The organism is Streptomyces sp. NPDC107581 (assembly GCF_055657175.1).
The window spans coordinates 232,591-252,569 of sequence record NZ_JBVKBH010000008.1; the positions used below are offsets into that span (position 1 = coordinate 232,591).

General features: G+C 71.3%; 20 protein-coding genes. 7 read left to right on the forward strand and 13 right to left on the reverse strand.

All coding sequences use genetic code 11. The features are described from left to right. Positions 1–240 precede the first annotated feature (240 nt). The 4 genes from ACZ7P3_RS22425 to ACZ7P3_RS22440 form a co-directional block, all read right to left on the reverse strand. Entirely contained in the window at positions 241–489 is a 249-nt protein-coding gene (locus ACZ7P3_RS22425; protein ID WP_472084288.1) for an SCO4226 family nickel-binding protein, read from the reverse strand. A gap of 478 nt (positions 490–967) precedes the next feature. Next, the gene (locus ACZ7P3_RS22430) at positions 968–2,101 is read right to left on the reverse strand and encodes an Mrp/NBP35 family ATP-binding protein (RefSeq protein ID WP_472084290.1); all 1,134 of its coding nucleotides are present in this window, start codon (positions 2,099–2,101) and stop codon (positions 968–970) included. A 43-nt stretch (positions 2,102–2,144) separates the two neighbouring features. Then, on the reverse strand, positions 2,145–2,747 hold the full coding sequence (locus tag ACZ7P3_RS22435) for a DUF1003 domain-containing protein (protein ID WP_472084292.1): 603 nt from the start codon (positions 2,745–2,747) through the stop codon (positions 2,145–2,147). After that, positions 2,737–4,089 carry a magnesium transporter MgtE N-terminal domain-containing protein gene (locus ACZ7P3_RS22440; protein ID WP_472084294.1) on the reverse strand — a complete coding sequence of 451 codons (1,353 nt, stop codon included), beginning with the start codon at positions 4,087–4,089 and terminating at the stop codon, positions 2,737–2,739. Before ACZ7P3_RS22440 ends, ACZ7P3_RS22435 begins: the two co-directional genes overlap by 11 nt. A 211-nt stretch (positions 4,090–4,300) precedes the next feature. Here ACZ7P3_RS22440 and ACZ7P3_RS22445 point away from each other — a divergent pair, with 211 nt between their 5' ends. Next, positions 4,301–5,038 (forward strand): hypothetical protein, encoded by a 738-nt coding sequence (locus ACZ7P3_RS22445; protein ID WP_472084296.1) that lies wholly within the window; start codon positions 4,301–4,303, stop codon positions 5,036–5,038. Between the two features lie 148 nt (positions 5,039–5,186). On the opposite strand, the gene ACZ7P3_RS22450 is transcribed toward ACZ7P3_RS22445, so the two are convergent. Together ACZ7P3_RS22450 and ACZ7P3_RS22455 are read right to left on the reverse strand one after the other, a co-directional pair. Then, positions 5,187–5,714, reverse strand: a complete 528-nt coding sequence (locus ACZ7P3_RS22450) for a hypothetical protein (RefSeq protein ID WP_472084298.1) — start codon at positions 5,712–5,714, stop codon at positions 5,187–5,189. Between the two features lie 23 nt (positions 5,715–5,737). Further along, complete coding sequence (locus ACZ7P3_RS22455; RefSeq protein ID WP_472084300.1) at positions 5,738–6,862, reverse strand: magnesium and cobalt transport protein CorA; 1,125 nt, start codon at positions 6,860–6,862, stop codon at positions 5,738–5,740. A 459-nt stretch (positions 6,863–7,321) separates the two neighbouring features. Between ACZ7P3_RS22455 and ACZ7P3_RS22460 the strand changes: the two genes are divergently transcribed. Then, positions 7,322–7,918 (forward strand): suppressor of fused domain protein, encoded by a 597-nt coding sequence (locus ACZ7P3_RS22460; RefSeq protein WP_472084302.1) that lies wholly within the window; start codon positions 7,322–7,324, stop codon positions 7,916–7,918. 42 nt (positions 7,919–7,960) lie between these two features. On the opposite strand, the gene ACZ7P3_RS22465 is transcribed toward ACZ7P3_RS22460, so the two are convergent. Beyond that, positions 7,961–9,238, reverse strand: coding sequence for an MFS transporter (locus ACZ7P3_RS22465; RefSeq protein ID WP_472084304.1), 1,278 nt, complete (start codon positions 9,236–9,238; stop codon positions 7,961–7,963). Positions 9,239–9,409: 171 nt separating this feature from the next. Here ACZ7P3_RS22465 and ACZ7P3_RS22470 point away from each other — a divergent pair, with 171 nt between their 5' ends. The 3 genes from ACZ7P3_RS22470 to ACZ7P3_RS22480 all read left to right on the forward strand — a co-directional run bounded on the left by ACZ7P3_RS22470 (position 9,410) and on the right by ACZ7P3_RS22480 (position 12,020). Continuing rightward, a complete protein-coding gene (locus ACZ7P3_RS22470) occupies positions 9,410–10,051 on the forward strand; it encodes a DUF6758 family protein (RefSeq protein WP_472084306.1) in 642 nt (213 codons plus the stop codon). Positions 10,052–10,488: 437 nt separating this feature from the next. Beyond that, entirely contained in the window at positions 10,489–11,346 is an 858-nt protein-coding gene (locus ACZ7P3_RS22475) for a PHP domain-containing protein (protein ID WP_472084308.1), read from the forward strand. A gap of 68 nt (positions 11,347–11,414) precedes the next feature. After that, positions 11,415–12,020 (forward strand): MarC family protein, encoded by a 606-nt coding sequence (locus tag ACZ7P3_RS22480; protein ID WP_472084310.1) that lies wholly within the window; start codon positions 11,415–11,417, stop codon positions 12,018–12,020. 44 nt (positions 12,021–12,064) lie between these two features. Here ACZ7P3_RS22480 and ACZ7P3_RS22485 read toward each other — a convergent pair whose 3' ends face one another. Then, positions 12,065–12,220, reverse strand: coding sequence for a hypothetical protein (locus ACZ7P3_RS22485; protein WP_472084312.1), 156 nt, complete (start codon positions 12,218–12,220; stop codon positions 12,065–12,067). A 204-nt stretch (positions 12,221–12,424) separates the two neighbouring features. Here ACZ7P3_RS22485 and ACZ7P3_RS22490 point away from each other — a divergent pair, with 204 nt between their 5' ends. Continuing rightward, the gene (locus ACZ7P3_RS22490) at positions 12,425–13,321 is read left to right on the forward strand and encodes an NYN domain-containing protein (protein WP_472084314.1); all 897 of its coding nucleotides are present in this window, start codon (positions 12,425–12,427) and stop codon (positions 13,319–13,321) included. A gap of 249 nt (positions 13,322–13,570) precedes the next feature. Here the strand turns inward: ACZ7P3_RS22490 and ACZ7P3_RS22495 are convergent, their stop codons facing one another. Further along, positions 13,571–14,446, reverse strand: coding sequence for an alpha/beta fold hydrolase (locus ACZ7P3_RS22495; protein ID WP_472084316.1), 876 nt, complete (start codon positions 14,444–14,446; stop codon positions 13,571–13,573). 136 nt (positions 14,447–14,582) lie between these two features. Further along, positions 14,583–17,234, reverse strand: a complete 2,652-nt coding sequence (locus ACZ7P3_RS22500; RefSeq protein ID WP_472084596.1) for a DEAD/DEAH box helicase — start codon at positions 17,232–17,234, stop codon at positions 14,583–14,585. A gap of 503 nt (positions 17,235–17,737) precedes the next feature. Here ACZ7P3_RS22500 and ACZ7P3_RS22505 point away from each other — a divergent pair. Beyond that, entirely contained in the window at positions 17,738–18,484 is a 747-nt protein-coding gene (locus ACZ7P3_RS22505) for a ferritin-like fold-containing protein (protein ID WP_472084318.1), read from the forward strand. Between the two features lie 33 nt (positions 18,485–18,517). Here ACZ7P3_RS22505 and ACZ7P3_RS22510 read toward each other — a convergent pair whose 3' ends face one another. The 3 genes from ACZ7P3_RS22510 to ACZ7P3_RS22520 form a co-directional block, all read right to left on the reverse strand. Next, positions 18,518–18,787, reverse strand: coding sequence for a hypothetical protein (locus ACZ7P3_RS22510; RefSeq protein ID WP_472084320.1), 270 nt, complete (start codon positions 18,785–18,787; stop codon positions 18,518–18,520). A gap of 171 nt (positions 18,788–18,958) precedes the next feature. Next, entirely contained in the window at positions 18,959–19,186 is a 228-nt protein-coding gene (locus ACZ7P3_RS22515; protein ID WP_472084322.1) for a DUF3107 domain-containing protein, read from the reverse strand. Between the two features lie 134 nt (positions 19,187–19,320). Beyond that, complete coding sequence (locus ACZ7P3_RS22520) at positions 19,321–19,962, reverse strand: TetR/AcrR family transcriptional regulator (protein ID WP_472084323.1); 642 nt, start codon at positions 19,960–19,962, stop codon at positions 19,321–19,323. Between the last annotated feature and the right edge of the window lie 17 nt (positions 19,963–19,979).

The following is a 19,979-nucleotide window of genomic DNA, read 5'->3' on the forward strand; positions in this document are numbered from 1 at the left end:
GCGAGCACGGCATGCCCCGAGCACGGCATGCCCCGAGCACGGCATGCCCCGAGCACGGCATGCCCCGAGCACGGCATGCCCCGAGCACGGCATGCCCCGAGCACGGCATGCCCGGTGTACCGGATCGGCCTCCTCGGGCCGCACGGTCAGGTGCCGGATCGGCTCCTTCGGGTCGCAGGGCCAGGTGCCGGATCGGCTTCTTCGGGCCGCACGGTCAGGTGCCGGATCGGCTCCTTCGGTTCACACGGTCAGGGGGACCGGGTGGATCTCGTCGGCCCGGTGACCGGCGCGCTCGTGGATGCGCTGGACCGCTTCGGCCGAGGGGGCCTCGGAGAGGCAGTAGACGATGCCGGACTCCGGGTCTGCCCAGGCCTTCTCGAAGTGGACGCCCTCGTCCTTCTCGATGGCGAGGTCGGCCCCGTGGGCCTGCTTCAGCTGGTCGGCTGTGAGGCCCTTCATCCCGTGGTGGACATCCATGAACTGGGGCATGGCTCCGCATCTCCTTCCGGCTGTCGCGTCCCGGCACACGGCCGAGTCGCCTGCCAGTTCCGTCATGTCCATCGTGTGCCTGTACGACCGCGATGGCGACCGTGCGGGCCCCGGCCAGCCGATGCCTGCGCCGGTCGGCGTCCTCGGTCCCGGAGAAACCGCGGCGTCGGCGGTGACGTGGCGTCGGCGGTGATGCGGCGCCGGCGGAGACGCGGCGTCGGCGGTGACAGCGAGGCGCCGGGCCGTCGCCGGGCGGTCCGAAGGCGCACAACGACAACGAACGCCGGCCAACGACAACGAACGCCGGCCAACGACAACGAACGCCGGCCAACGACAACGAACGCCGGCCAACGACAACGAACGCCGGCCAACACAACGAACGTCGGCCAACGACAACGAACGCCGGCCAACGACGACGGCTCCGCCGCTGGTCGAAGAGTTGACCAAGGGCGGAGCCGCGGATCGCAGGCGTGCGAGTTCAGAACTTGTTCTTCGGGGTGATCCCCAGGGACAGGCCCGACAGGCCCCGCTGGCGGCCGCCGAGCTTGCCCGCGATGGCGCGCAGGGCCGAGCCCGCCGGGGAGTCCGGGTCGGTCAGGACCACCGGCTTGCCCTCGTCGCCGCCCTCGCGCAGGCGGACGTCGATGGGGATGTTGCCGAGGACCGGGACCGTCGCACCCGTGGTGCGGGTCAGGCCGTCGGCGACCGTCTGGCCGCCGCCGGTGCCGAAGACGTCGACCATCTCGCCGCAGTGCGGGCAGGGCAGGCCGGACATGTTCTCGACCACGCCGACGATCTTCTGGTGGGTCTGCACCGCGATGGAGCCGGCGCGCTCGGCCACCTCGGCCGCCGCCTGCTGGGGCGTGGTGACGACCAGGATCTCGGCGTTCGGCACCAGCTGGGCGACCGAGATGGCGATGTCGCCGGTGCCGGGCGGCAGGTCCAGGAGCAGGACGTCCAGGTCGCCCCAGTAGACGTCCGCCAGGAACTGCTGGAGGGCACGGTGCAGCATCGGGCCGCGCCAGACGACCGGGGCGTTGCCCGGGGTGAACATGCCGATGGAGATGACCTTCACGCCGTTCGCGGACGGCGGCATGATCATGTTCTCGACCTGGGTCGGGCGGCCGTCCGCGCCGAGCATGCGCGGTACCGAGTGGCCGTAGATGTCGGCGTCCACGACACCGACCTTCAGGCCGTCGGCGGCCATCGCCGCCGCCAGGTTCACCGTCACCGAGGACTTGCCGACGCCGCCCTTGCCGGAGGCGACCGCGTAGACCCGGGTGAGGCTGCCCGGCTTGGCGAAGGGGACCTCGCGCTCGGCCTGGCCGCCGCGCAGGGCCGCCGCCAGCTCCTTGCGCTGCTCGTCGCTCATCACGTCCAGCGTCACGTCGACGCGGGTGACGCCCTCGACCCGGGAGACCGCCTCGGTCACCCGCTGGGTGATGGTGTCGCGCATGGGACAGCCGGAGACGGTCAGGTACACGGTCACCGCGACCGCTCCGTCCGCACCGATCTCCACCGATTTGACCATCCCGAGTTCGGTGATGGGTCGGTTGATCTCGGGGTCGTTCACCGTCGCCAGTGCCTCGCGCACCGCGTCTTCCGTAGCCATAAGGACGATGGTACGGCGCGTCGTGGTGCCTCCGGGTAGCCCCTCAGCGGTCGTCTGCGTCACGTCCCGGCGACCGTTCCGACCGTTCCGCCGGGAATACGACATGACCGTCGTGCCGCCGCCGTTCCTCCGCCTCCTTGACCACGTCCTGCAGTTCGGAGCGGATCCAGTCGCGGGTCGCCACCTCGCCCAGGCCCATGCGCAGTGCGGCGATCTCCCGGGTCAGGTACTCGGTGTCGGCGATCGACCGCTCGTTCTGCTTGCGGTCCTGCTCCAGGTTGACCCGGTCGCGGTCGTCCTGCCTGTTCTGGGCGAGCAGGATCAGCGGGGCGGCGTAGGAGGCCTGCAGGGACAGCATCAGGGTCAGGAAGATGAAGGGGTAGTTGTCGAAGCGCAGGTTGGCCGGCGCGGCGATGTTCCAGACCACCCACAGGATGATGACGACCGTCATCCAGACGATGAAGCGTCCCGTGCCCAGGAAGCGGGCGATCTTCTCCGACAGCCGGCCGAAGGCCTCCGGGTCCCACTCGGGCAGGATCCGGCGCCGGGGCGGGCGCGGCTGGTCCAGACGGGGCGTGCGGGGCCGGGCGGCGGCCGTGGCGCCCGTCGCGGTGCGTTCGCGGGCGCTCTCACGCTCAGGAGCCATGGGCATTCGCCCCCTCGTCCGCCGTCCCGCCGGTCGCGTCGGTCCCGCCGGCTCCGCCGGTTCCGTCGGCCCCGTCGGTCTCGTCGTTCAGGTGGAACTCCGTCTCCCGCCAGTCCTCGGGCAGCATGTGGTCGAGTACGTCGTCCACGGTCACCGCGCCGAGCAGCGCCCCGGACTCGTCCACGACGGGCGCGGCGACCATGTCGTACGTGGCGAAGAACCCGGCGACCACGGGCAGCGCGGCGTCGGGGTCGAGGGCCTGCAGGTCGTCGTCCACCAGCGAGCTGACCAGGGTGTACGGGGGGTCCCGCAGCAGCCGCTGGAAGTGCACCGTGCCCAGGTACTTGCCGGTCGGGGTCTCGTCGGGCGGGCGGCAGACGTAGACCTGGGCGGCGAGGGCGGGGGACAGGTCCGGGTTGCGGACCCGGGCGAGCGCGTCGGCGACCGTGGCGTCCGGGCGCAGCACGATCGGCTCGGTCGTCATCAGACCGCCGGCGGTGTGCTCCTCGTACGACATCAGGCGCCGCATCTCGGCCGCGTCGGCGGGTTCCATCAGGCTCAGCAGCCGCTCCTTGTCCGCCTCCGGCAGCTCGCCCAGCAGGTCGGCCGCGTCGTCCGGGTCCATGGCCTCCAGGACGTCGGCCGCGCGTTCCTCGGCCAGCTTGCCGAGGATCTCGATCTGGTCGTCCTCCGGCAGCTCCTCCAGGACGTCGGCGAGCCGGTCGTCGTCGAGGGCGGCGGCGACCTCGGCGCGGCGCTTGGGGGAGAGGTGGTGCAGCACGTTGGCGAGGTCGGCGGGGCGCAGCTGCTCGAAGGTGGCGAGCAGGCTCTCGGCGCCCTGTCCGTGCTCCTCCAGCGAGAACCCGGTGACGGCCGACCACTCCACGGTCAGCGTCTCTCCCCTGGCCCGCCGGAAGGCGCCGCCCTTCTTCCCCTTGCGGACGAAGACGCGGTCGACCTCCCAGTCCCGGCGTGCGGGCAGCTGCTGCACGGCCAGGTCGAGGACGGTGACCTCCTCGCCGGTCTCCACCAGCTTCACCCGCCGGTCCAGCAGCTCCCCGAAGACCAGCCGCTCGGTGGGACGCTGCTCGAAGCGCCGGACGTTGAGCACGCCGGTGGTGATGACCTGCCCCGACTCGATGCCGGTCACCCGGGTCATGGGCAGGAAGATACGGCGTCGGGTGGACAGCTCGACGACCAGCCCGAGGACGCGTGGGGGCCGTCGTCCGACCCGCAGCATGACGACCAGATCGCGCACGCGTCCCACCTGGTCACCGGTCGGATCGAAGACGGGGACCCCGGCGATGTGCGAGACGAAGATCCGGGGGGCGCCGGCTGCCATGACGGTGCTTCCTTTGCGTGGAGATCGTGTCGGTTGGCGCTGGAATGGTGTGAATTGCTCAGATGTGACCGCTCGGGTGCGCTTCAGGCTAGCCCGTCCTGATCGGATACGCCCTGGTGGGCGGTCCGGACGGACTGGCTCCGTCGGGCGCCCGGGGCCCCGGTACGCTGCCGTACGCCGCTCAGGAACCGTCAGAAAGGCAGCACCACCTGTGACTGCGATTCCCCGGGGCCGTACCCGCCGGGCCGCGCTGGCGGCCGCGACATGCGCGCTGGCCGTTTCGGGAGCGATGGTGCTGACGGGGTGCAGCGACGATCCGGACGCGGGGACCAACGGGGTCGGCAAGCTGCCCGCCGACCAGATCCAGGCGAAGACGCGGGCCGCGGCGCAGACGGCGCCCGCGGTGCGGCTGTCGGGGACCGTGGTCACCAGTGGCCGTACGTACACGCTGGACATGCGGCTGAAGGCGGAGGGCGGTACCGGTTCGGTCACCTCCGGGGGGTCCACGTTCCGGCTGCTGCGGGTCGGCAAGCAGCTGTATCTGAAGGCCGACGCGGGCTTCTGGAACCACGCGGACGGCAGCGACGGTGCCGCCGGCAAGCTGGACGGCAAGTACGTGAAGGTGCCGCAGGGCGATCCCGCCTACAAGAAGTTCAGCGGCTTCACGGACAAGGACGTCCTGCTCGGCGGACTGCTGACGCTGCACGGCAAGCTGGCCGCCGACGGCCACCACGACCAGTCCGGCACCCCGGCGATCCGCATCACCGGCGACTCCGGCTCGGGCGGCACCCTCGACGTCTCCCTGGAGGGCACGCCGTACCCGCTCCGCCTGGTGCGGGGCGGCAGCGCGGGCACGCTCAGCTTCTCGGACTGGGGCAAGGACTTCACCGTGACCGACCCGGCGAAGTCGGAGACGGTGGACTACGGCAAGCAGCTGCCGACGTCGTAGCCCGTCCGGCCGGGGCCTGCGCACGGGGTTGCGGCCGGCCCGGCACCGCCGCCGGGCCCTTGCCTCTTCCCGGCCCTCCGGCCTCTTTCCCGGCCCTTGGGCCTTCTTCCCGGCCCTCTGGTCCGAGTTCCTTCCCGGCCCTCCGGTCCTACTTCCTGCGGCGCTTCGCCAGCAGTCTGGGCAGGCCCGGCGGGACGGGGCGGCGGGTCGTCGCCGGGGTCGGGACCGGGCGCTCGGCCAGGCTTCCGGAGGGCAGCGGTGCGGAGGACCCCGTCGGCGCCAGGCGGAGCACCCTGCACTCGCGGGCCCAGCGCTCCGGCATCCGCTCGCCGTCGGGGGCGTTCAATCGCTTCCCCTTCAGCTCGGCGACCGCGGCCTCCCACTCCGGCGAGCCCGGGGCCAGTTCGGACACGGTCGCCGCCCAGCTCACCAGCCGGCCCCCCTTGTCCTTGCTGCGCACGGTCACCTCGGCGGCACCGCCGTCCGTCAGAGCGGGCAGCGGCTGCTCCCCGGGCCCGTCGCCGACCAGGCACAACGCACCCTCGTGCCACACGTGCCACAGCGCACGCGCCGCCGGGGCCCCGGCGCCCTTGACCCAGACGAGGCCGGACTTCTTCGTGGCCTCCTCGATGAGGGCCTGGTCGTGCAGGGCCCGGCCGGGCAGCTCGCTTGTCATGCGCCCAGCCTATCCAGCCGCGCTCACAGCCAGCCGTTGCGCTTGAGCGTGCGGTGGATGCCCAGACACAGGGCGGCCGTGATGCCCATGATCACCGGGTAGCCGTACTTCCAGTGCAGCTCGGGCATGTACTTGAAGTTCATGCCGTACACCCCGCACACCATCGTCGGTACGGCGATGATCGCGGCCCAGGCGGTGATCTTGCGCATGTCCTCGTTCTGCGCGACGGACGCCTGTGCCAGGTTGGCCTGGAGGATGGAGTTGAGCAGCTCGTCGAAGCCCATGACCTGCTCCTGGACGCGGGCGAGGTGGTCGGCGACGTCCCGGAAGTACTTCTGGATGTCCGGGTCGACCAGCCGCATCGGCCGCTCGCTCAGCAGCTGCATCGGTCGCAGCAGCGGAGCCACCGCCCGCTTGAACTCCAGCACCTCGCGCTTGAGCTGGTAGATCCGCGCCGAGTCCACACCGCGCGAGACCCCGCCCCGGCGGCCGGGGGAGAAGACCTCGGTCTCCACCTCGTCGATGTCGTCCTGCACCGCGTCGGCGACCGCGATGTAGCCGTCCACGACATGGTCGGCGATGGCGTGCAGCACGGCCGAGGGACCCTTCGCGAGCAGCTCGGGGTCGTCCTGCAGCCGGTGCCGCAGCGCCCGCAGGGAGCCCTGGCCGCCGTGCCGGACGGTGATGAAGAAGTCCCGGCCGGTGAAGCACATGACCTCGCCGGTCTCGACCACCTCGCTGTTGGCGGTCAGTTCGTCGTGCTCGACGTAGTGGATGGTCTTGAAGACGGTGAAGAGCGAGTCGTCGTACCGCTCCAGCTTGGGCCGCTGGTGGGCCTGGACCGCGTCCTCGACGGCCAGCGGGTGCAGCCCGAACTCGGCTGCGATACCCGCGAATTCCGCCTCGGTCGGCTCGTGCAGGCCGATCCACACGAATCCGCCGTCACGGCGTACCTGACGCATCGCCTCCTGCGGGGTCACCGGCTTGGCGCTCGGCACCCGGGAGCCGTCGCGGTAGACGGCGCAGTCGACGACGGCCGAGGGCGTCGCGGGGTCGCGGGTGGTGTCGTAGGACGCGCTCGTCTCCTTGCGGAGCGAGGGGCGGGACGACGGACGGACCACGGCGCGCAGGTCGCGGATCATCGACATGGGCAGGCTCCTTCGCGGGCGGGCAGCGACAGCGCGCGGCGACGGGTGGAACTACCCGGAATGGGGACGTCCTGACTGCGGATGTTTGGCACGTCCACAAAGCGGGGAGCACCGCACCGTCGCGGTGGCGACTTCGCTGCTGATGCAGGACTGATTCAGGTCAGACAGATCAGGGCAAAGCGAGACGAAGTGCTCTTCCGAACGACAACACGAACAGGAAGGCGGCAGCCAGCCGGAAATCAGATCAGCAGCCGGAAGAGCGAGTGGTACTGCACGGTCGACTTCGATCCATGACAGCCCCACCTCCTCCGGCCGGTCCCTCGTAAGGGAGTCTCATCGGCGTCGGGGCTTGATAGCGACGCTTCTGCGTGCTGCCCCGAACCACCGGCTCAGCGTAGCAGTCGCCCGAAGTGTCAAGGCGCCGCTTTGCCCGCTGCTGACGAGTTCTATGCTCACCACATGGTTGATGTTCTCCCTCTGGTCGAGGCACGGTTGAGCACTGCGCTGGGCGAACCGGACGCACGCGCGGCGGTCACCTTCCTCGGTACGGACCGCATCGAGGTGCTCCGCTTTCAGGGTTCCGGCCAAGAGGGAGCCGTGGTCCGTTACGCCACGCTCGGCATGTCCGCGCACCCCATGACGGACCCCACGGCGATGCTGGCCGACCCCGTCAAGGGCCCCCGCGCCGAGCTGGTGCTGTCCGTCCGAGCGGGCCTCGCGGAGACCGACAAGGCCCTTCGCGCACTCGCCGTACTCGCCGCGTCCCCGCAGGTGGAGGGCGTGGTGGTGGCCCCCGGCGCCTCCCTGGACGTGGGCGGACCGCTGTGGCCCGGCGCCCCCTTCACCTCGGTCCTGGTGGGCGAACCCGGCGGTCTCGTCGAGGATCTGGAGCTGGACGAGCCGATGGATCCCGTGCGGTTCCTGCCGCTGCTGCCGATGACTCCGAACGAGGCTGCCTGGAAACGGGTGCACGGCGCGCAGGCCCTCCAGGAGCGCTGGCTCACGAACGGGACGGACCTGAGGGACCCCGCCCGCGCGTCCGTGCCGCTCGACTGATCCGGGAAGTGACCGATCTCACCAACCCGAGGCTGGAATCGGTCAGTTGACGAAGGCGCCGACACCGTCCTCGGTGGCGTGCGCCGTCTCAAGTTCCGCGGCTTCGTGCGTCAGCGCATCGCGCCGTACGACGACCACCACCGCGCCCAGCACCGCGGTGACCGCCGCGACCACGAACGGGATGCGGATGTCCGTCCACCCCTCGATCTTCGGCGCGAAGTACGGCGCCGCTGCGGCCGCGAACCAGCGGACGAAGTTGTAGCCCGCGCTCGCCACCGGCCGCGGCGCATCCGACACGCCGAGGGCCAGTTCGGTGTAGACCGTGTTGTTCACACCGATGAAGGCGCCGGACAGGATCGTGCAGACGACAGCCGCGGTGTGGTTGCCGTAGCCGAGCACGAGCACGTCCGCCGCGAGCAGCAGCAGCGAGCCGCCGAGCACCTTCAGCGAGCCGAACCGTGCCTGCATCCGCGGGGCCACGATCACGGAGAAGACGGCGAGCAGCACACCCCAGGCGAAGAACACGGCGCCCGACCGGTACGGGGTCATGTTCAGCACGAACGGCGTGAAGGCCAGCACGGTGAAGAACGTGTAGTTGTAGAAGAACGCCGAGACCGCCGTCGAGGCGAGGCCGCCGTGGCCGAGCGCCCTGAGCGGATCGAGGACCGAGGTCCTGCGTGCGGGCTTCGGCTGCTCCTTCAGGAGCACCGTGATGCACAGGAAGCCGATCGCCATCAGCGTGGCCGTGCCGAAGAAGGGGTAGCGCCAGCTGGCGTTGCCGAGGACCGCGCCGAGCAGCGGGCCGCAGGCCATGCCGAGTCCGAGCGCGGACTCGTACAGCAGGATCGCCGCCGCGCCGCCTGCTGCCCGTCGCCCGCCACCACCGTTGTCCGACGTGCTGTGGGCGGCCCCTCCCGGATTCGCCGCGCCCACGATGACCGCGAGGGCGGTCGAGACGAACAGGGCGTTGCCCAGACCCCAGCCGGCCCGGTAGCCGACGAGCCGGCCGACCGAGTCCGACGTGCCGGCCAGACCCGCGAAGACGACCACGAAGGCGAGGCCGAGCAGCAGCGTCCTGCGGCCGCCGATGCGGCTGGAGACGAAGCCGGTCAGCAGCATCGCCACCGCGGTGATCAGGAAGTACGAGGTGAAGAGCAGGGACACCTGGCCGGCGGTGGCGTCCAGGCCCCGGGCGATGGACGGCAGGATCGGGTCGACGAGCCCGATGCCCATGAAGGCGACGACGGAGGCGCCGGCCGTGGCCCAGACCGCCTTGGGCTGTCGCAGGATGCCGCCGGCTCCCGCGTCGAAGGGGTCCATGTGCTTCTCCCGTCCGGACGAGCGAATGGTTGGTTTATGCACACGGTAAGTTAGCCGAGCTAATTAATGCAAGATGCATCTAGTTTCCTCCGGTGAGCGCGGTGACCGGGTTCCGTCCGGACGGGTGATCGTCCTTGACGTGGGCGTGCAGGGGTAGGACCGTGGAGCCCTATGAGGGGCGAACCCAGTTGCCCGAAGTGTGGTGGCCGGGTCAGGGCTCCCGGACTCTTCGCCGATTCCTGGCAGTGCGACGTGCACGGGACGGTGTATCCGCTGCAGCCCGTGATCCCGCCCAGCGTCGAGGCGCTCAATGTCGTGGTGCACCGCACGCAGGTCCCGGTGTGGATGCCGTGGCCGCTGCCGGTCGGGTGGCTGTTCACGGGCGTGACCTATGCGGGTGACGACCGCAGCGGCGGCCGCGCCAGCGCCGTGGCCTGCTCCGGCCCCGGCCCGCTCGGCGGTATGGGCGAGATGATCCTGGTCGCGGAGGAACTCGGCGTCGGCCTCGGTGCGCGGTACGCGGGCATCGACGGTCCGGACCCGGGGGCGTACATGAACGTGGAGAAGCCGCCCCAGGCGAAGGTCCTCGCCGCCGGACGTCCGACCCCGCTCTGGCATGTCTACCGCACCCCCGACGACCGCGCCGTCTTCGCCGGTGAGGCGCTCGGGATGTGGCTGTGGGCGGTGATGTGGCCCGAGCAGGCCGGCCTGCTCATGTACGACGAGCTGGTGCTGACGGATCTGCGGGATGCAGGGGCCGAGCTGGATCTGGTGCCTTGCGGGGCGTTGTCGCCGCGGCTGCTCAAGCCGTGAGGTGGTAGCGGGTTCGACCGTGGGGTGAGTGAGGGTCGGCGTGCTCCGGGTCCGGGCCGATGCGGGTGCGGCCGGTGGGGCTGCGGGACGGCGAGTCACCCAGGGGCGCGGGGAACTGCGCGACCAGCCACGACGGACCCGGTCCCGGCATGGGTCCGCACCCGGTCCCGGCATGGGGTCGCACCCGGTCCCGGCATGGGGTCGCACCCGCACTCGAAATGGGTCCGCACCCGGAACGGGTCCTCACCCTCACCTCTCCGTGCCCGACCTGAAAGGCGGTGCCCCCTCGGCGCCCGCGCCCCTTTGTGCGGACCGATGCTTACCTTCGGCGGGTGTGTGTAGGGGGTGCCCATCAAGTGCGGGTGTGACAGGGCATGGGCGGGCTCCCGGTATCCTTGGGTGTCCCCTTCCGTCCGTCATCGCCTGGAGTACACGTCGTGCGCATCGACCTGCACTGTCACTCCACGGCCTCCGACGGTACGGACACCCCGGCCGAGCTGGTGCGCAATGCCGCCGCGGCCGGTCTGGACGTCGTCGCGCTGACCGACCACGACACCACCCGTGGGTACGCCGAGGCGACCGCCGCGCTGCCCGAGGGGCTCACCCTGGTCACCGGCGCCGAGCTGTCCTGCCGCATCGACGGCATCTCCATGCACATGCTGGCCTACCTCTTCGACCCCGAGGAGCCCGCCCTGCTCGCCGAGCGCGAACTGGTCCGGGACGACCGGGTGCCGCGGGCGCAGGGCATGGTCACCAAGCTGAACGCGCTGGGCGTGCCCGTCACGTGGCAGCAGGTCGAGCGGATCGCCGCCGGCGGCTCCGTGGGGCGTCCCCATGTGGCCACCGCGCTCGTCGAGCTGGGTGTGGTGCCCACGGTGAGCGACGCGTTCACCGAGGAGTGGCTGGCCGACGGCGGCCGGGCCTACGTGGAGAAGCACGAGACCGACCCCTTCGAGGCGATCCGGCTGGTCAAGGGCGCGGGCGGCGTGACCGTCTTCGCGCATCCGGCCGCCGCCAAGCGTGGCCGTACGGTGCCGGAGTCCGCGATCGCCGAGATGGCCGCGGCCGGTCTGGACGGCATCGAGGTCGACCACATGGACCATGACGCCGACTCCCGGGCCCGTCTGCGCGGCCTCGCGAAGGAGCTGGGGCTGCTGGTCACCGGGTCCTCGGACTACCACGGCAGCCGCAAGAGCGTGGCACTCGGCGCGGACACGACGGACCCCGAGGTGTACGGGGAGATCATCCGGCGGGCCACCGGCGCGTTTCCCGTCCCGGGGACCGGCGGGGCCTGAGACCCTCAGGGGTCGACCCCGCGCCACCTCATGCCCGTTCTTCTTCCTGCAAGGCTTGTGCTTCCCCCATGTTCGACGTCGCTGTCTTCGGCTCTCTCTTCCTGACCCTTTTTGTCATCATGGATCCCCCGGGGATCACCCCGATCTTCCTCGCGCTGACCGCGGGGCGCCCCGCCAAGGTGCAGAAGCGGATGGCCTTCCAGGCCGTCTGCGTGGCGGGCGGGGTCATCGCCGTCTTCGGCGTCCTGGGCCACCAGATCCTGAACTACCTGCACGTCTCCGTCCCCGCGCTGATGATCGCGGGCGGTCTGCTGCTTCTGCTGATCGCGCTCGACCTGCTCACCGGCAAGACCGATGAGCCGAAGCAGACGAAGGACGTGAACGTCGCCCTGGTGCCGCTGGGCATGCCGCTGCTGGCCGGGCCCGGCGCCATCGTGTCCGTGATCCTGGCCGTGCAGAAGGCCGACAGTGTGGCCACGCAGGTCTCGGTGTGGTCCGCGATCCTCGCGATCCACGTCGTGCTGTGGCTGGTGATGCGTTACTCGCTGCTGATCATCCGGGTCATCAAGGACGGCGGTGTGGTCCTGGTGACGCGGCTCGCGGGCATGATGCTCTCCGCGATCGCGGTGCAGCAGATCATCAACGGTGTCACTCAGGTGATCCGGGGGAGCTGAGACGTCGCCTCGGCTCCCCCGGAAAGCTTGAGTGTCGCTGCCCGTTACGAGGCCGGCTTGGTCTCGGCCGGGCGGATCCACAGGCGCTGTCCGATGGCGGCGGCCTGCTGAACGATCCGGTTGACGGAGGCGGCGTCCACGACGGTGCTGTCCACGGTGGTGCCGTCGACCTCGTCGAGTCGCATGATTTCGAAGCGCATGGCTTCTCCCTTCGTCTGGTCATCCTCCTGAGGAGAACTACTGGGTGTGACGTGGTGTCCTCATAGTCAACGGCCTTCACGTTACAAACATTCCCTACGCTAAAGAAATTTTTCGAACGTCTAATTACTGACCGGTAAGCGGGGTCCGCGGGACTGACCGGGACCGGTTGTGTTCGTAGCGTGACCGCCGGGACAATGGAGGCGATGAACGACGACCTGGCGGCCCTCTCCGGCCGCATCGACCACACGAACGAGCTGCTGCAGCGCATGCTCGCCGAGGTGGCGAAGACGCCCTCGACCCACGCGATCTTCGTCGACGCGGGCTATCTGTATGCGGCGGCCGGCCGGCTGGTCGCCGGGACCGAGGACCGCCGGGCCTTCGACCTCGATGCCGAGGGCCTGATCGACGCACTCATCGACAAGGCCCGCACCATCTTCGCGGACAGCCGCCTGCTGCGCGTCTACTGGTACGACGGCGCCCGCCGCCGCATCCACACCGCCGAGCAGCAGTCCATCGCCGAACTGCCCGACGTCAAGGTCCGCCTCGGCAACCTCAACGCCAACAACCAGCAGAAGGGCGTCGACTCCCTCATCCGCTCCGACCTGGAGTCCCTCGCCCGGCACCGCGCGATCAGCGACGCGGCCCTGCTCGGCGGCGACGAGGACCTGGTGTCGGCGGTGGAGGCGGCCCAGGGCTACGGCGCGCGCGTCCACCTGTGGGGCATCGAGGCGCCCGAGGGGCGCAACCAGGCCGAGCCGCTGCTCTGGGAGGTCGACAGCCAGCGCACCCTCGACCTGGAGTTCTTCAAGCCGTACGTCGCCCGCCGCACGGCCGCCGCCTACGAGGCCCCTGCCGGGGCCCGGCCCAGCCGCGAGGACGTCCGTTTCGTCGGCGCGCAGATCGCGGCGAAGTGGCTGGCCGCCCGCGGCCGAGAGTCCCTGGCCGACCTGCTGCCCGGCCACCCCCGCCTGCCCGGCTCCGTCGATCAGGACCTCCTGGTCGAGGCGGAGCGTGTGCTCCAGTACTCGCTGCGCGGCCAGGGCGACCTGCGGCACGCCCTGCGGGAAGGCTTCTGGGAGCACCTCCAGACGCAGTACTAGGCGCCGCGGCGCGCGACTTGCCGCGCCGGTTCGGGCCTGGCCACGTCCGTACGGGCCGCCGGTAAGGGCCGCCGGTAAGGGCCTGGTCGCCCGGTACGAGCCACGGGTACGGGCCTGGCCGCGCCGATGCGCGTCGCCGGTCTCGGTCCGGGGGTGCGTTGCCGGTCTCGGTCCGGGGGCGCGTTGCCGGTCTACGTCCGAGGGCGCGTCGCCGGTCTTCGGTCTCGACCCCGGGGTCGGTCACCGGTCTCAGCCCGGGTGGTCGTCCCAGAAGTCGGCCATGGCGCGTGCCGTGGCGAGCGGACGGTCGGTGTTGGGGGAGTGCTCGGCACCGTCGATGACGGACCGCCGGGCCCCGAGCCGCGCCGCCATCTCGTCGAGCAGCGCCAGCGGCCAGGTGTCGTCCAGCGCACCCGACAGCACATGGAACGGCAGCGGTACCGCGGCCAGTTCGGTGACCCGATCCGGCTCCGTGCACAACTGGCGCCCGGTGGCCAGGAGTTGGGCGGGCTTGTTGCCCAGCCAGCGGTGCCGCAGATCCTCCCGGTCGTCCAGGCCGTCGTCGAGCCCGCCCGTGTCGGTCTCCTCGGGCGCCTCCATCGCCTGCATCGCGTCCCACACCTCGGCCATCGTCATCACACCGAGCGCGTCCCGCAGCAGCTTCACGCGCTGCTGCTGGGAGACCGAGATCTGTGCGGGCCCCGAGGCCATCAGGCTGAGCGACAGGAACGGGGCGTGGTCGATCAGCACGGCCGCGCGCGAGATCTGCCCGCCCAGCGAGTGGCCCAGCAGATGCACGGGCCCTCCGACCGCCTCCGCCTGTGCCAGCACGTCTCGCGCCAACTCCTCCTGCGCGTAGGCGGATTCGTCGTGCTCGGGGCCGTCCGACTCGTACTGTCCGCGCCCGTCCACGGCCACGGTCCGGTACCCGCGCTCGGCCAGCGGCACATGCAGGGGATTGAAGTCCTCCTTGCTCCCGGTGAACCCCGGCAGCAGCAGAGCGACGCCTCTGGGCTCGACCCCGGCGGCCACGGGAGCGTCGACGACGGCGAACTCGCCGCGCGCGGTGCGCAGAGAGTACGCACGGGCACCGGGGGGCGGGACGAACGTGGCAGGCCTGCTCATGGAGAGAGATTATCGGGCCGCACCGGCCTGCCGGGCGCGGGGGCGAGGCGGGAACGCCGACGGCCCGGCCCACTGTGTGGGCCGGGCCGTCGGCGTGACGCCGTTGCGCTGTTCGGCCGGTGAGCCGATGCGCGGATCAGGCTTCGGTGGCCTCCACGACCGCCGCCGTGGCCTTGCGGGTACGGCGACGCGGCTTGACCTCCGGTTCCCCGGTGGCCTGCGCCGGAATCTCCGCAGTGGCCGCCTCGGCAACGGCCTTACGGGTCCGTCGAGCCTTGGGCGCGGCCACCTCGGCCCCGTCCACCGTGGTTTCGGCGGCGGCGGCGGTCTTGCGGGTGCGGCGCGGCTTGGCCTCGGTGGCTTCGGCCGTGTCGAGCGCAGCCTCGGGTGCGGCGGCGGCCGTCTTCCGCGTGCGGCGCGGCTTGGCCTCGGCCACCTCGGCCCCGTCCACCGTGGTTTCGGCGGCGGCAGCGGCGGTCTTGCGGGTGCGGCGCGGCTTGGCCTCGGCCTCCGTCTCCACTGCCTCGGGGGCGGTGGCGGTGGCGGCGACGGTCTTGCGGGTGCGGCGCGGCTTGGTCGCCGGGGCGGCCTCGTCCGTGCCCTCTGCGGTCGCGACCGCCGCTTCGGCAGCGGGCTCGGCCGTCTTGCGAGTACGCCGGCGCGGCTTGGCCTCGGCCTCCGCCTCCACCGTCTCGGGGGCGGTGGCGGTGGCAGCGGTCTTGCGGGTGCGGCGCGGCTTGGCCTCGGTGGCTTCGGCCGTGTCGAGCGCAGCCTCGGGTGCGGCGGCGGCCGTCTTCCGCGTGCGGCGCGGCTTGGCCTCGGCCACCTCGGCCCCGTCCACCGTGGTTTCGGCGGCGGCAGCGGCGGTCTTGCGGGTGCGGCGCGGCTTGGCCTCGGTGGCTTCCGCCGTGTCGACCGCTGCTTCGGTGGCCGGCTCGGCCGTCTTGCGGGTGCGGCGACGCGGCTTGGCCTCGGCAGCCTCTGCCGTTGCCTCGGGCGCGGCGGCCACCGGCGCGGGCTCGACGACCACAGCCGTCTCGGCCTGAGCCACCGGTGCCTCGGTCTGCGTCAGCGGCGCCTCGGTGGCCTCCGCCGATTTCCGCGTACGGCGGCGGCGCGGCTTCTCCGGGGTCTCCGGCGTGACACCGGCGCCCTCCGCCGTGGCGACGGCGGCCTCGGCAGCCGCGGTCGGTGCAGCGGACGTCACTGTCTCCGCCGGGGCGGCGGACGTCACTGTCTCCGCCGGGGCGGCGGACGTCACTGCCTCCGCCAGTGCGGCGGACGTCACTGCCTCCGCCGAGGATCCGGCACGCGTACGGCGACGGCGGCGCGGGGTGCGGGTCTCCGTGAGCTCCTCCGCGGGGCCGGTCTCGGCGGTCGGCGCCGTGGCGGTCGTAGCGGTGGAAGTGGTGGCAGCGGTGGAAGAGTCCAGCAGTGCACCGCCGCGCGTGCGGCGGCGACGGCGCGGCGTGCGCGCCGAGCGCTCCCGCTCGGCCGACGCGTCGGCATCGGACCCCGTCCGGGCGTCGCGGCCATCGCGGCCATCGCGGCCGTCACGGCCGCCCCGGCCACCGCGACCGCGCGCACCACGGCCGCCGGTCTCGCCCAGGTCCTCCAGCTCCTCCGCGTCGAGCCCGGCGCGGGTGCGCTCCGAGCGCGGCAGAGTGCCCTTGGTGCCCTTGGGGATGCCGAGGTCCGAGAACAGGTGCGGGGAGCTGGAGTACGTCTCCACCGGGTCGTTGAAGTCCAGCTCCAGCGCCTTGTTGATCAGCTGCCAGCGCGGGATGTCGTCCCAGTCGACGAACGTGATGGCCGTACCCTTCGCGCCCGCACGGCCGGTACGGCCCACGCGGTGCAGGTACGTCTTCTCGTCCTCGGGGGACTGGTAGTTGATGACATGGGTCACGCCCTCGACGTCGATGCCGCGCGCGGCGACGTCGGTGCAGACGAGGACGTCGACCTTGCCGTTGCGGAAGGCCCGCAGGGCCTGCTCGCGCGCGCCCTGGCCGAGGTCGCCGTGGACCGCGCCGGAGGCGAACCCGCGGCGCTGCAGCTGCTCGGCGATGTCGGCGGCCGTCCGCTTCGTACGGCAGAAGATCATCGCGAGTCCGCGGCCGTCGGCCTGCAGGATGCGGGCGACCATCTCCGGCTTGTCCATGGAGTGCGCGCGGTAGACGAACTGCTTGATGTTCGCGACCGTCGCGCCCTGGTCGTCCGGCGCGGTGGCGCGGATGTGGGTGGGCTGGGACATGTAGCGGCGCGCGAGGCCGATGACCGCACCCGGCATGGTCGCGGAGAACAGCATGGTCTGGCGCTTGGCCGGAAGCATGTTGATGATCTTCTCGACATCGGGCAGGAAGCCCAGGTCGAGCATCTCGTCGGCCTCGTCGAGGACCAGGCACTTGACGTGCTTGAGGTTCAGCTTCTTCTGGCCCGCGAGGTCGAGCAGGCGGCCCGGGGTGCCGACGACCACGTCGACGCCCTTCTTCAGGGCCTCGACCTGGGGCTCGTAGGCCCGGCCCCCGTAGATCGCCAGCACGCGCACGTTACGGACCTTGCCGGCCGTCAGCAGGTCGTTGGTCACCTGCGTGCACAGCTCGCGCGTGGGGACGACGACGAGCGCCTGCGGGGTGTCGGTGACGGCCTCGGGCTGCGCGCGGCCGGCCTCGACGTCGGCAGGGACGGTGACGCGCTCAAGGAGCGGGAGGCCGAAGCCCAGCGTCTTGCCGGTGCCGGTCTTGGCCTGGCCGATGACATCCGTTCCGGACAGGGCGACGGGGAGCGTCATCTCCTGGATGGGGAAGGGAGTCGTGATGCCGACGGCGTCCAGGGCCTCGGCGGTCTCGGGAAGGATTCCGAGTTCTCGAAACGTCGTAGTCAGGGTTTTGCCTCTTCTGTGTGCGCGGTGCGAGGCGAGCGCGGGGGTCATGTCTGACCGTGCCGGGGACGTCGGCTGCCGTACGGACGAACCACTTGGGCAAGCCGTATGACACGGGACCTCTGCCGACGCTCTAGCGCTCGTACCGCTGAGGGTGTCCCTCCGGTCGTCGTACGTACTGAGTCGTACGGCCAGGGAGGGCTGTCGGGTCGGAGCCGATCGGGCCACCGACCGGGCATCCTCATGCGTGCGCCCTGTCGGAATACGTCGTTCAGTACCGACGCACTCAGCAGGCGCATTACCACCATACCCCGGATTCGCGCACATGCGATGGCCGAATTGGTCACGTAGTCGTGGTCACAGTGGTTGACCAGGGGCTTCCCAGGCCCGGCAAGCGGGCTATTGTGCGCCTCATGACTAGCTCTGACAAGCCTGAGAACGCCTCCGCCGCCTCCGCCGGGCACACCGGTGTCGCAGCCCAGGACTGGGCCCGGGCCTCCGCCGATCCGCAGTACCGTGCCGCGGTCGTGGACCTGCTCGGCGCGCTCGCGTACGGAGAGCTGGCGGCGTTCGAGCGGCTCGCGGAGGACGCCAAACTGGCGCCCACCCTCGCGGACAAGGCGGAGCTGGCGAAGATGGCCTCGGCCGAGTTCCACCACTTCGAGCGGCTGCGGGACCGGCTGACCGAGATCGGCGAGGAGCCGACCGCGGCCATGGACCCGTTCGTCGCGGCCCTGGACGGCTTCCACCGGCAGACCGCGCCGTCGGACTGGCTGGAGGGCCTGGTCAAGGCGTACGTCGGCGACTCGATCGCCAGTGACTTCTACCGGGAGGTCGCGGCCCGGCTGGACTCCGACACGCGCGAGCTGGTGCTCGCCGTCCTCGACGACACCGGGCACGCCGGATTCGCGGTGGAGAAGGTGCGCGCGGCCATCGACGCCGACCCGCGTGTCGGCGGGCGGCTGGCGCTGTGGGCACGTCGTCTGATGGGGGAGGCGCTCTCGCAGTCGCAGCGGGTCGTCGCCGACCGGGACGCGCTGTCCACGATGCTCGTGGGGGGCGTGGCCGACGGCTTCGACCTCGCGGAGGTCGGGCGGATGTTCTCCCGGATCACCGAGGCGCACACCAAGCGGATGGCCGCGCTCGGCCTCGCGGCCTGAGAGCGGACGGCTGTGCCGCCTGCGCCGGGACGGCTACGCCGTCGCTGATCGTCGGCGCAGGCGGCCTGCCGGGCGCAGGAGCAGGGAGAGAGAGGCGGCCGAGACGATCGCGGCGCCGAGGAGGCTCAGCAGAGGGCTGCCGGGGCCGAGGGCGCTGTGGGTGACGAAGTCGCCGAAGAGGGCCCCTGCGACGCCGGTCGAGAAGACGAGGTGGCGGGCGGGCAGCCGGTGTGCGAACCGGTGGGTCGCCGCCCAGGCCAGGATCAGACCGAGCAAGGCGGATCCGATTGCTTCCAGGATCATGTCGGGGGTCCCTCCCACGGCCGGCCCGTGCTTCGCGGTCGTAGCCCGTCATACCCGTGACCTGCGGATTGCAATCATCATCTGTGGATGACTTGTGCTCTGTCTGTGTGCACGTCCCACAGACGGAGGGGCCCGGCGGCACAGTGCCGCCGGGCCCCTCTCCGCATGGACCTACAGGGTGCCGAAGCCCACCTTGCGGACCGTCGGCTCACCGATCTCCACGTACGCCAGGCGGTCCGCCGGGACCAGGACCTTGCGGCCCTTCTCGTCCTGGAGGCTCAGCAGCTGCGTCTTTCCGGCCAGCGCCTCCGACACCAGACGCTCTACCTCCTCGACGCTCTGACCGCTCTCCAGAACGATCTCGCGGGGCGAGTGCTGCACGCCGATCTTGACCTCCACGGCTATGTCCCTCCGACGGTCAGTGATGTGCGCGATCTTCCGCGCCGTACGCAGCACACATTAGCCCGGTGAGGGGACGTACACGCTGCGGACCGGAACGCCAACAGCGAACACGCTTTGGGAACAAACGGCCGTCAGTGGTGCTCGTTGCCGTGCAGCGGGAAGCCGGCGATGCCCCGCCAGGCCAGCGAGGCCAGCAGCTGCACCGCCTCGTCGCGCGGCACGCTGCGGTCGCTGTGCAGCCAGGAGCGTGCGACCACCTGGGCGAGACCGCCGAGACCGGAGGCGAGCAGCATCGACTCGGCGCGTGAGAGACCGGTGTCCTCGGCGATGACGTCGCAGATGGCCTCGGCGCATTCGTTGGTGACCTTGTCGACCCGCTCGCGCACCGCGGGTTCGTTCGTCAGGTCCGACTCGAAGACCAGGCGGAAGGCGCCGCCGTCGTCCTCGACGTACGCGAAATAGGCGTCCATGGTCGCCCGTACGCGATGCTTGTTGTCGGTCGTCGAGGCGAGCGCACCGCGCACGGCCTGGATCAGCGACTCGCAGTGCTGGTCCAGCAGGGCGAGGTAGAGGTCGAGCTTGCCGGGGAAGTGCTGGTAGAGCACCGGCTTGCTGACACCGGCCCGCTCGGCGATGTCGTCCATCGCCGCGGCGTGGTAGCCCTGCGCGACGAAGACCTCCTGCGCTGCGCCCAGCAGCTGGTTCCGTCGGGCTCGGCGTGGCAGACGCGTGCCACGCGGGCGCGCTGCCTCAGTTTGCTCGATGGCTGTCACGCCGCCTCCCAGAGTCG

Bases quoted from the DNA above. Each gene is read 5' to 3' on its own strand.
- ACZ7P3_RS22425 (WP_472084288.1), bottom strand. From the start codon at position 489: ATGCCCCAGTTCATGGATGTCCACCACGGGATGAAGGGCCTCACAGCC.
- ACZ7P3_RS22430 (WP_472084290.1), bottom strand. From the start codon at position 2,101: ATGGCTACGGAAGACGCGGTGCGCGAGGCACTGGCGACGGTGAACGAC.
- ACZ7P3_RS22435 (WP_472084292.1), bottom strand. From the start codon at position 2,747: ATGGCTCCTGAGCGTGAGAGCGCCCGCGAACGCACCGCGACGGGCGCC.
- ACZ7P3_RS22440 (WP_472084294.1), bottom strand. From the start codon at position 4,089: ATGGCAGCCGGCGCCCCCCGGATCTTCGTCTCGCACATCGCCGGGGTC.
- ACZ7P3_RS22450 (WP_472084298.1), bottom strand. From the start codon at position 5,714: ATGACAAGCGAGCTGCCCGGCCGGGCCCTGCACGACCAGGCCCTCATC.
- ACZ7P3_RS22455 (WP_472084300.1), bottom strand. From the start codon at position 6,862: ATGTCGATGATCCGCGACCTGCGCGCCGTGGTCCGTCCGTCGTCCCGC.
- ACZ7P3_RS22460 (WP_472084302.1), top strand. From the start codon at position 7,322: ATGGTTGATGTTCTCCCTCTGGTCGAGGCACGGTTGAGCACTGCGCTG.
- ACZ7P3_RS22465 (WP_472084304.1), bottom strand. From the start codon at position 9,238: ATGGACCCCTTCGACGCGGGAGCCGGCGGCATCCTGCGACAGCCCAAG.
- ACZ7P3_RS22470 (WP_472084306.1), top strand. From the start codon at position 9,410: ATGAGGGGCGAACCCAGTTGCCCGAAGTGTGGTGGCCGGGTCAGGGCT.
- ACZ7P3_RS22480 (WP_472084310.1), top strand. From the start codon at position 11,415: ATGTTCGACGTCGCTGTCTTCGGCTCTCTCTTCCTGACCCTTTTTGTC.
- ACZ7P3_RS22485 (WP_472084312.1), bottom strand. From the start codon at position 12,220: ATGCGCTTCGAAATCATGCGACTCGACGAGGTCGACGGCACCACCGTG.
- ACZ7P3_RS22490 (WP_472084314.1), top strand. From the start codon at position 12,425: ATGAACGACGACCTGGCGGCCCTCTCCGGCCGCATCGACCACACGAAC.
- ACZ7P3_RS22495 (WP_472084316.1), bottom strand. From the start codon at position 14,446: ATGAGCAGGCCTGCCACGTTCGTCCCGCCCCCCGGTGCCCGTGCGTAC.
- ACZ7P3_RS22500 (WP_472084596.1), bottom strand. From the start codon at position 17,234: ATGACGCTCCCCGTCGCCCTGTCCGGAACGGATGTCATCGGCCAGGCC.
- ACZ7P3_RS22505 (WP_472084318.1), top strand. From the start codon at position 17,738: ATGACTAGCTCTGACAAGCCTGAGAACGCCTCCGCCGCCTCCGCCGGG.
- ACZ7P3_RS22510 (WP_472084320.1), bottom strand. From the start codon at position 18,787: ATGATCCTGGAAGCAATCGGATCCGCCTTGCTCGGTCTGATCCTGGCC.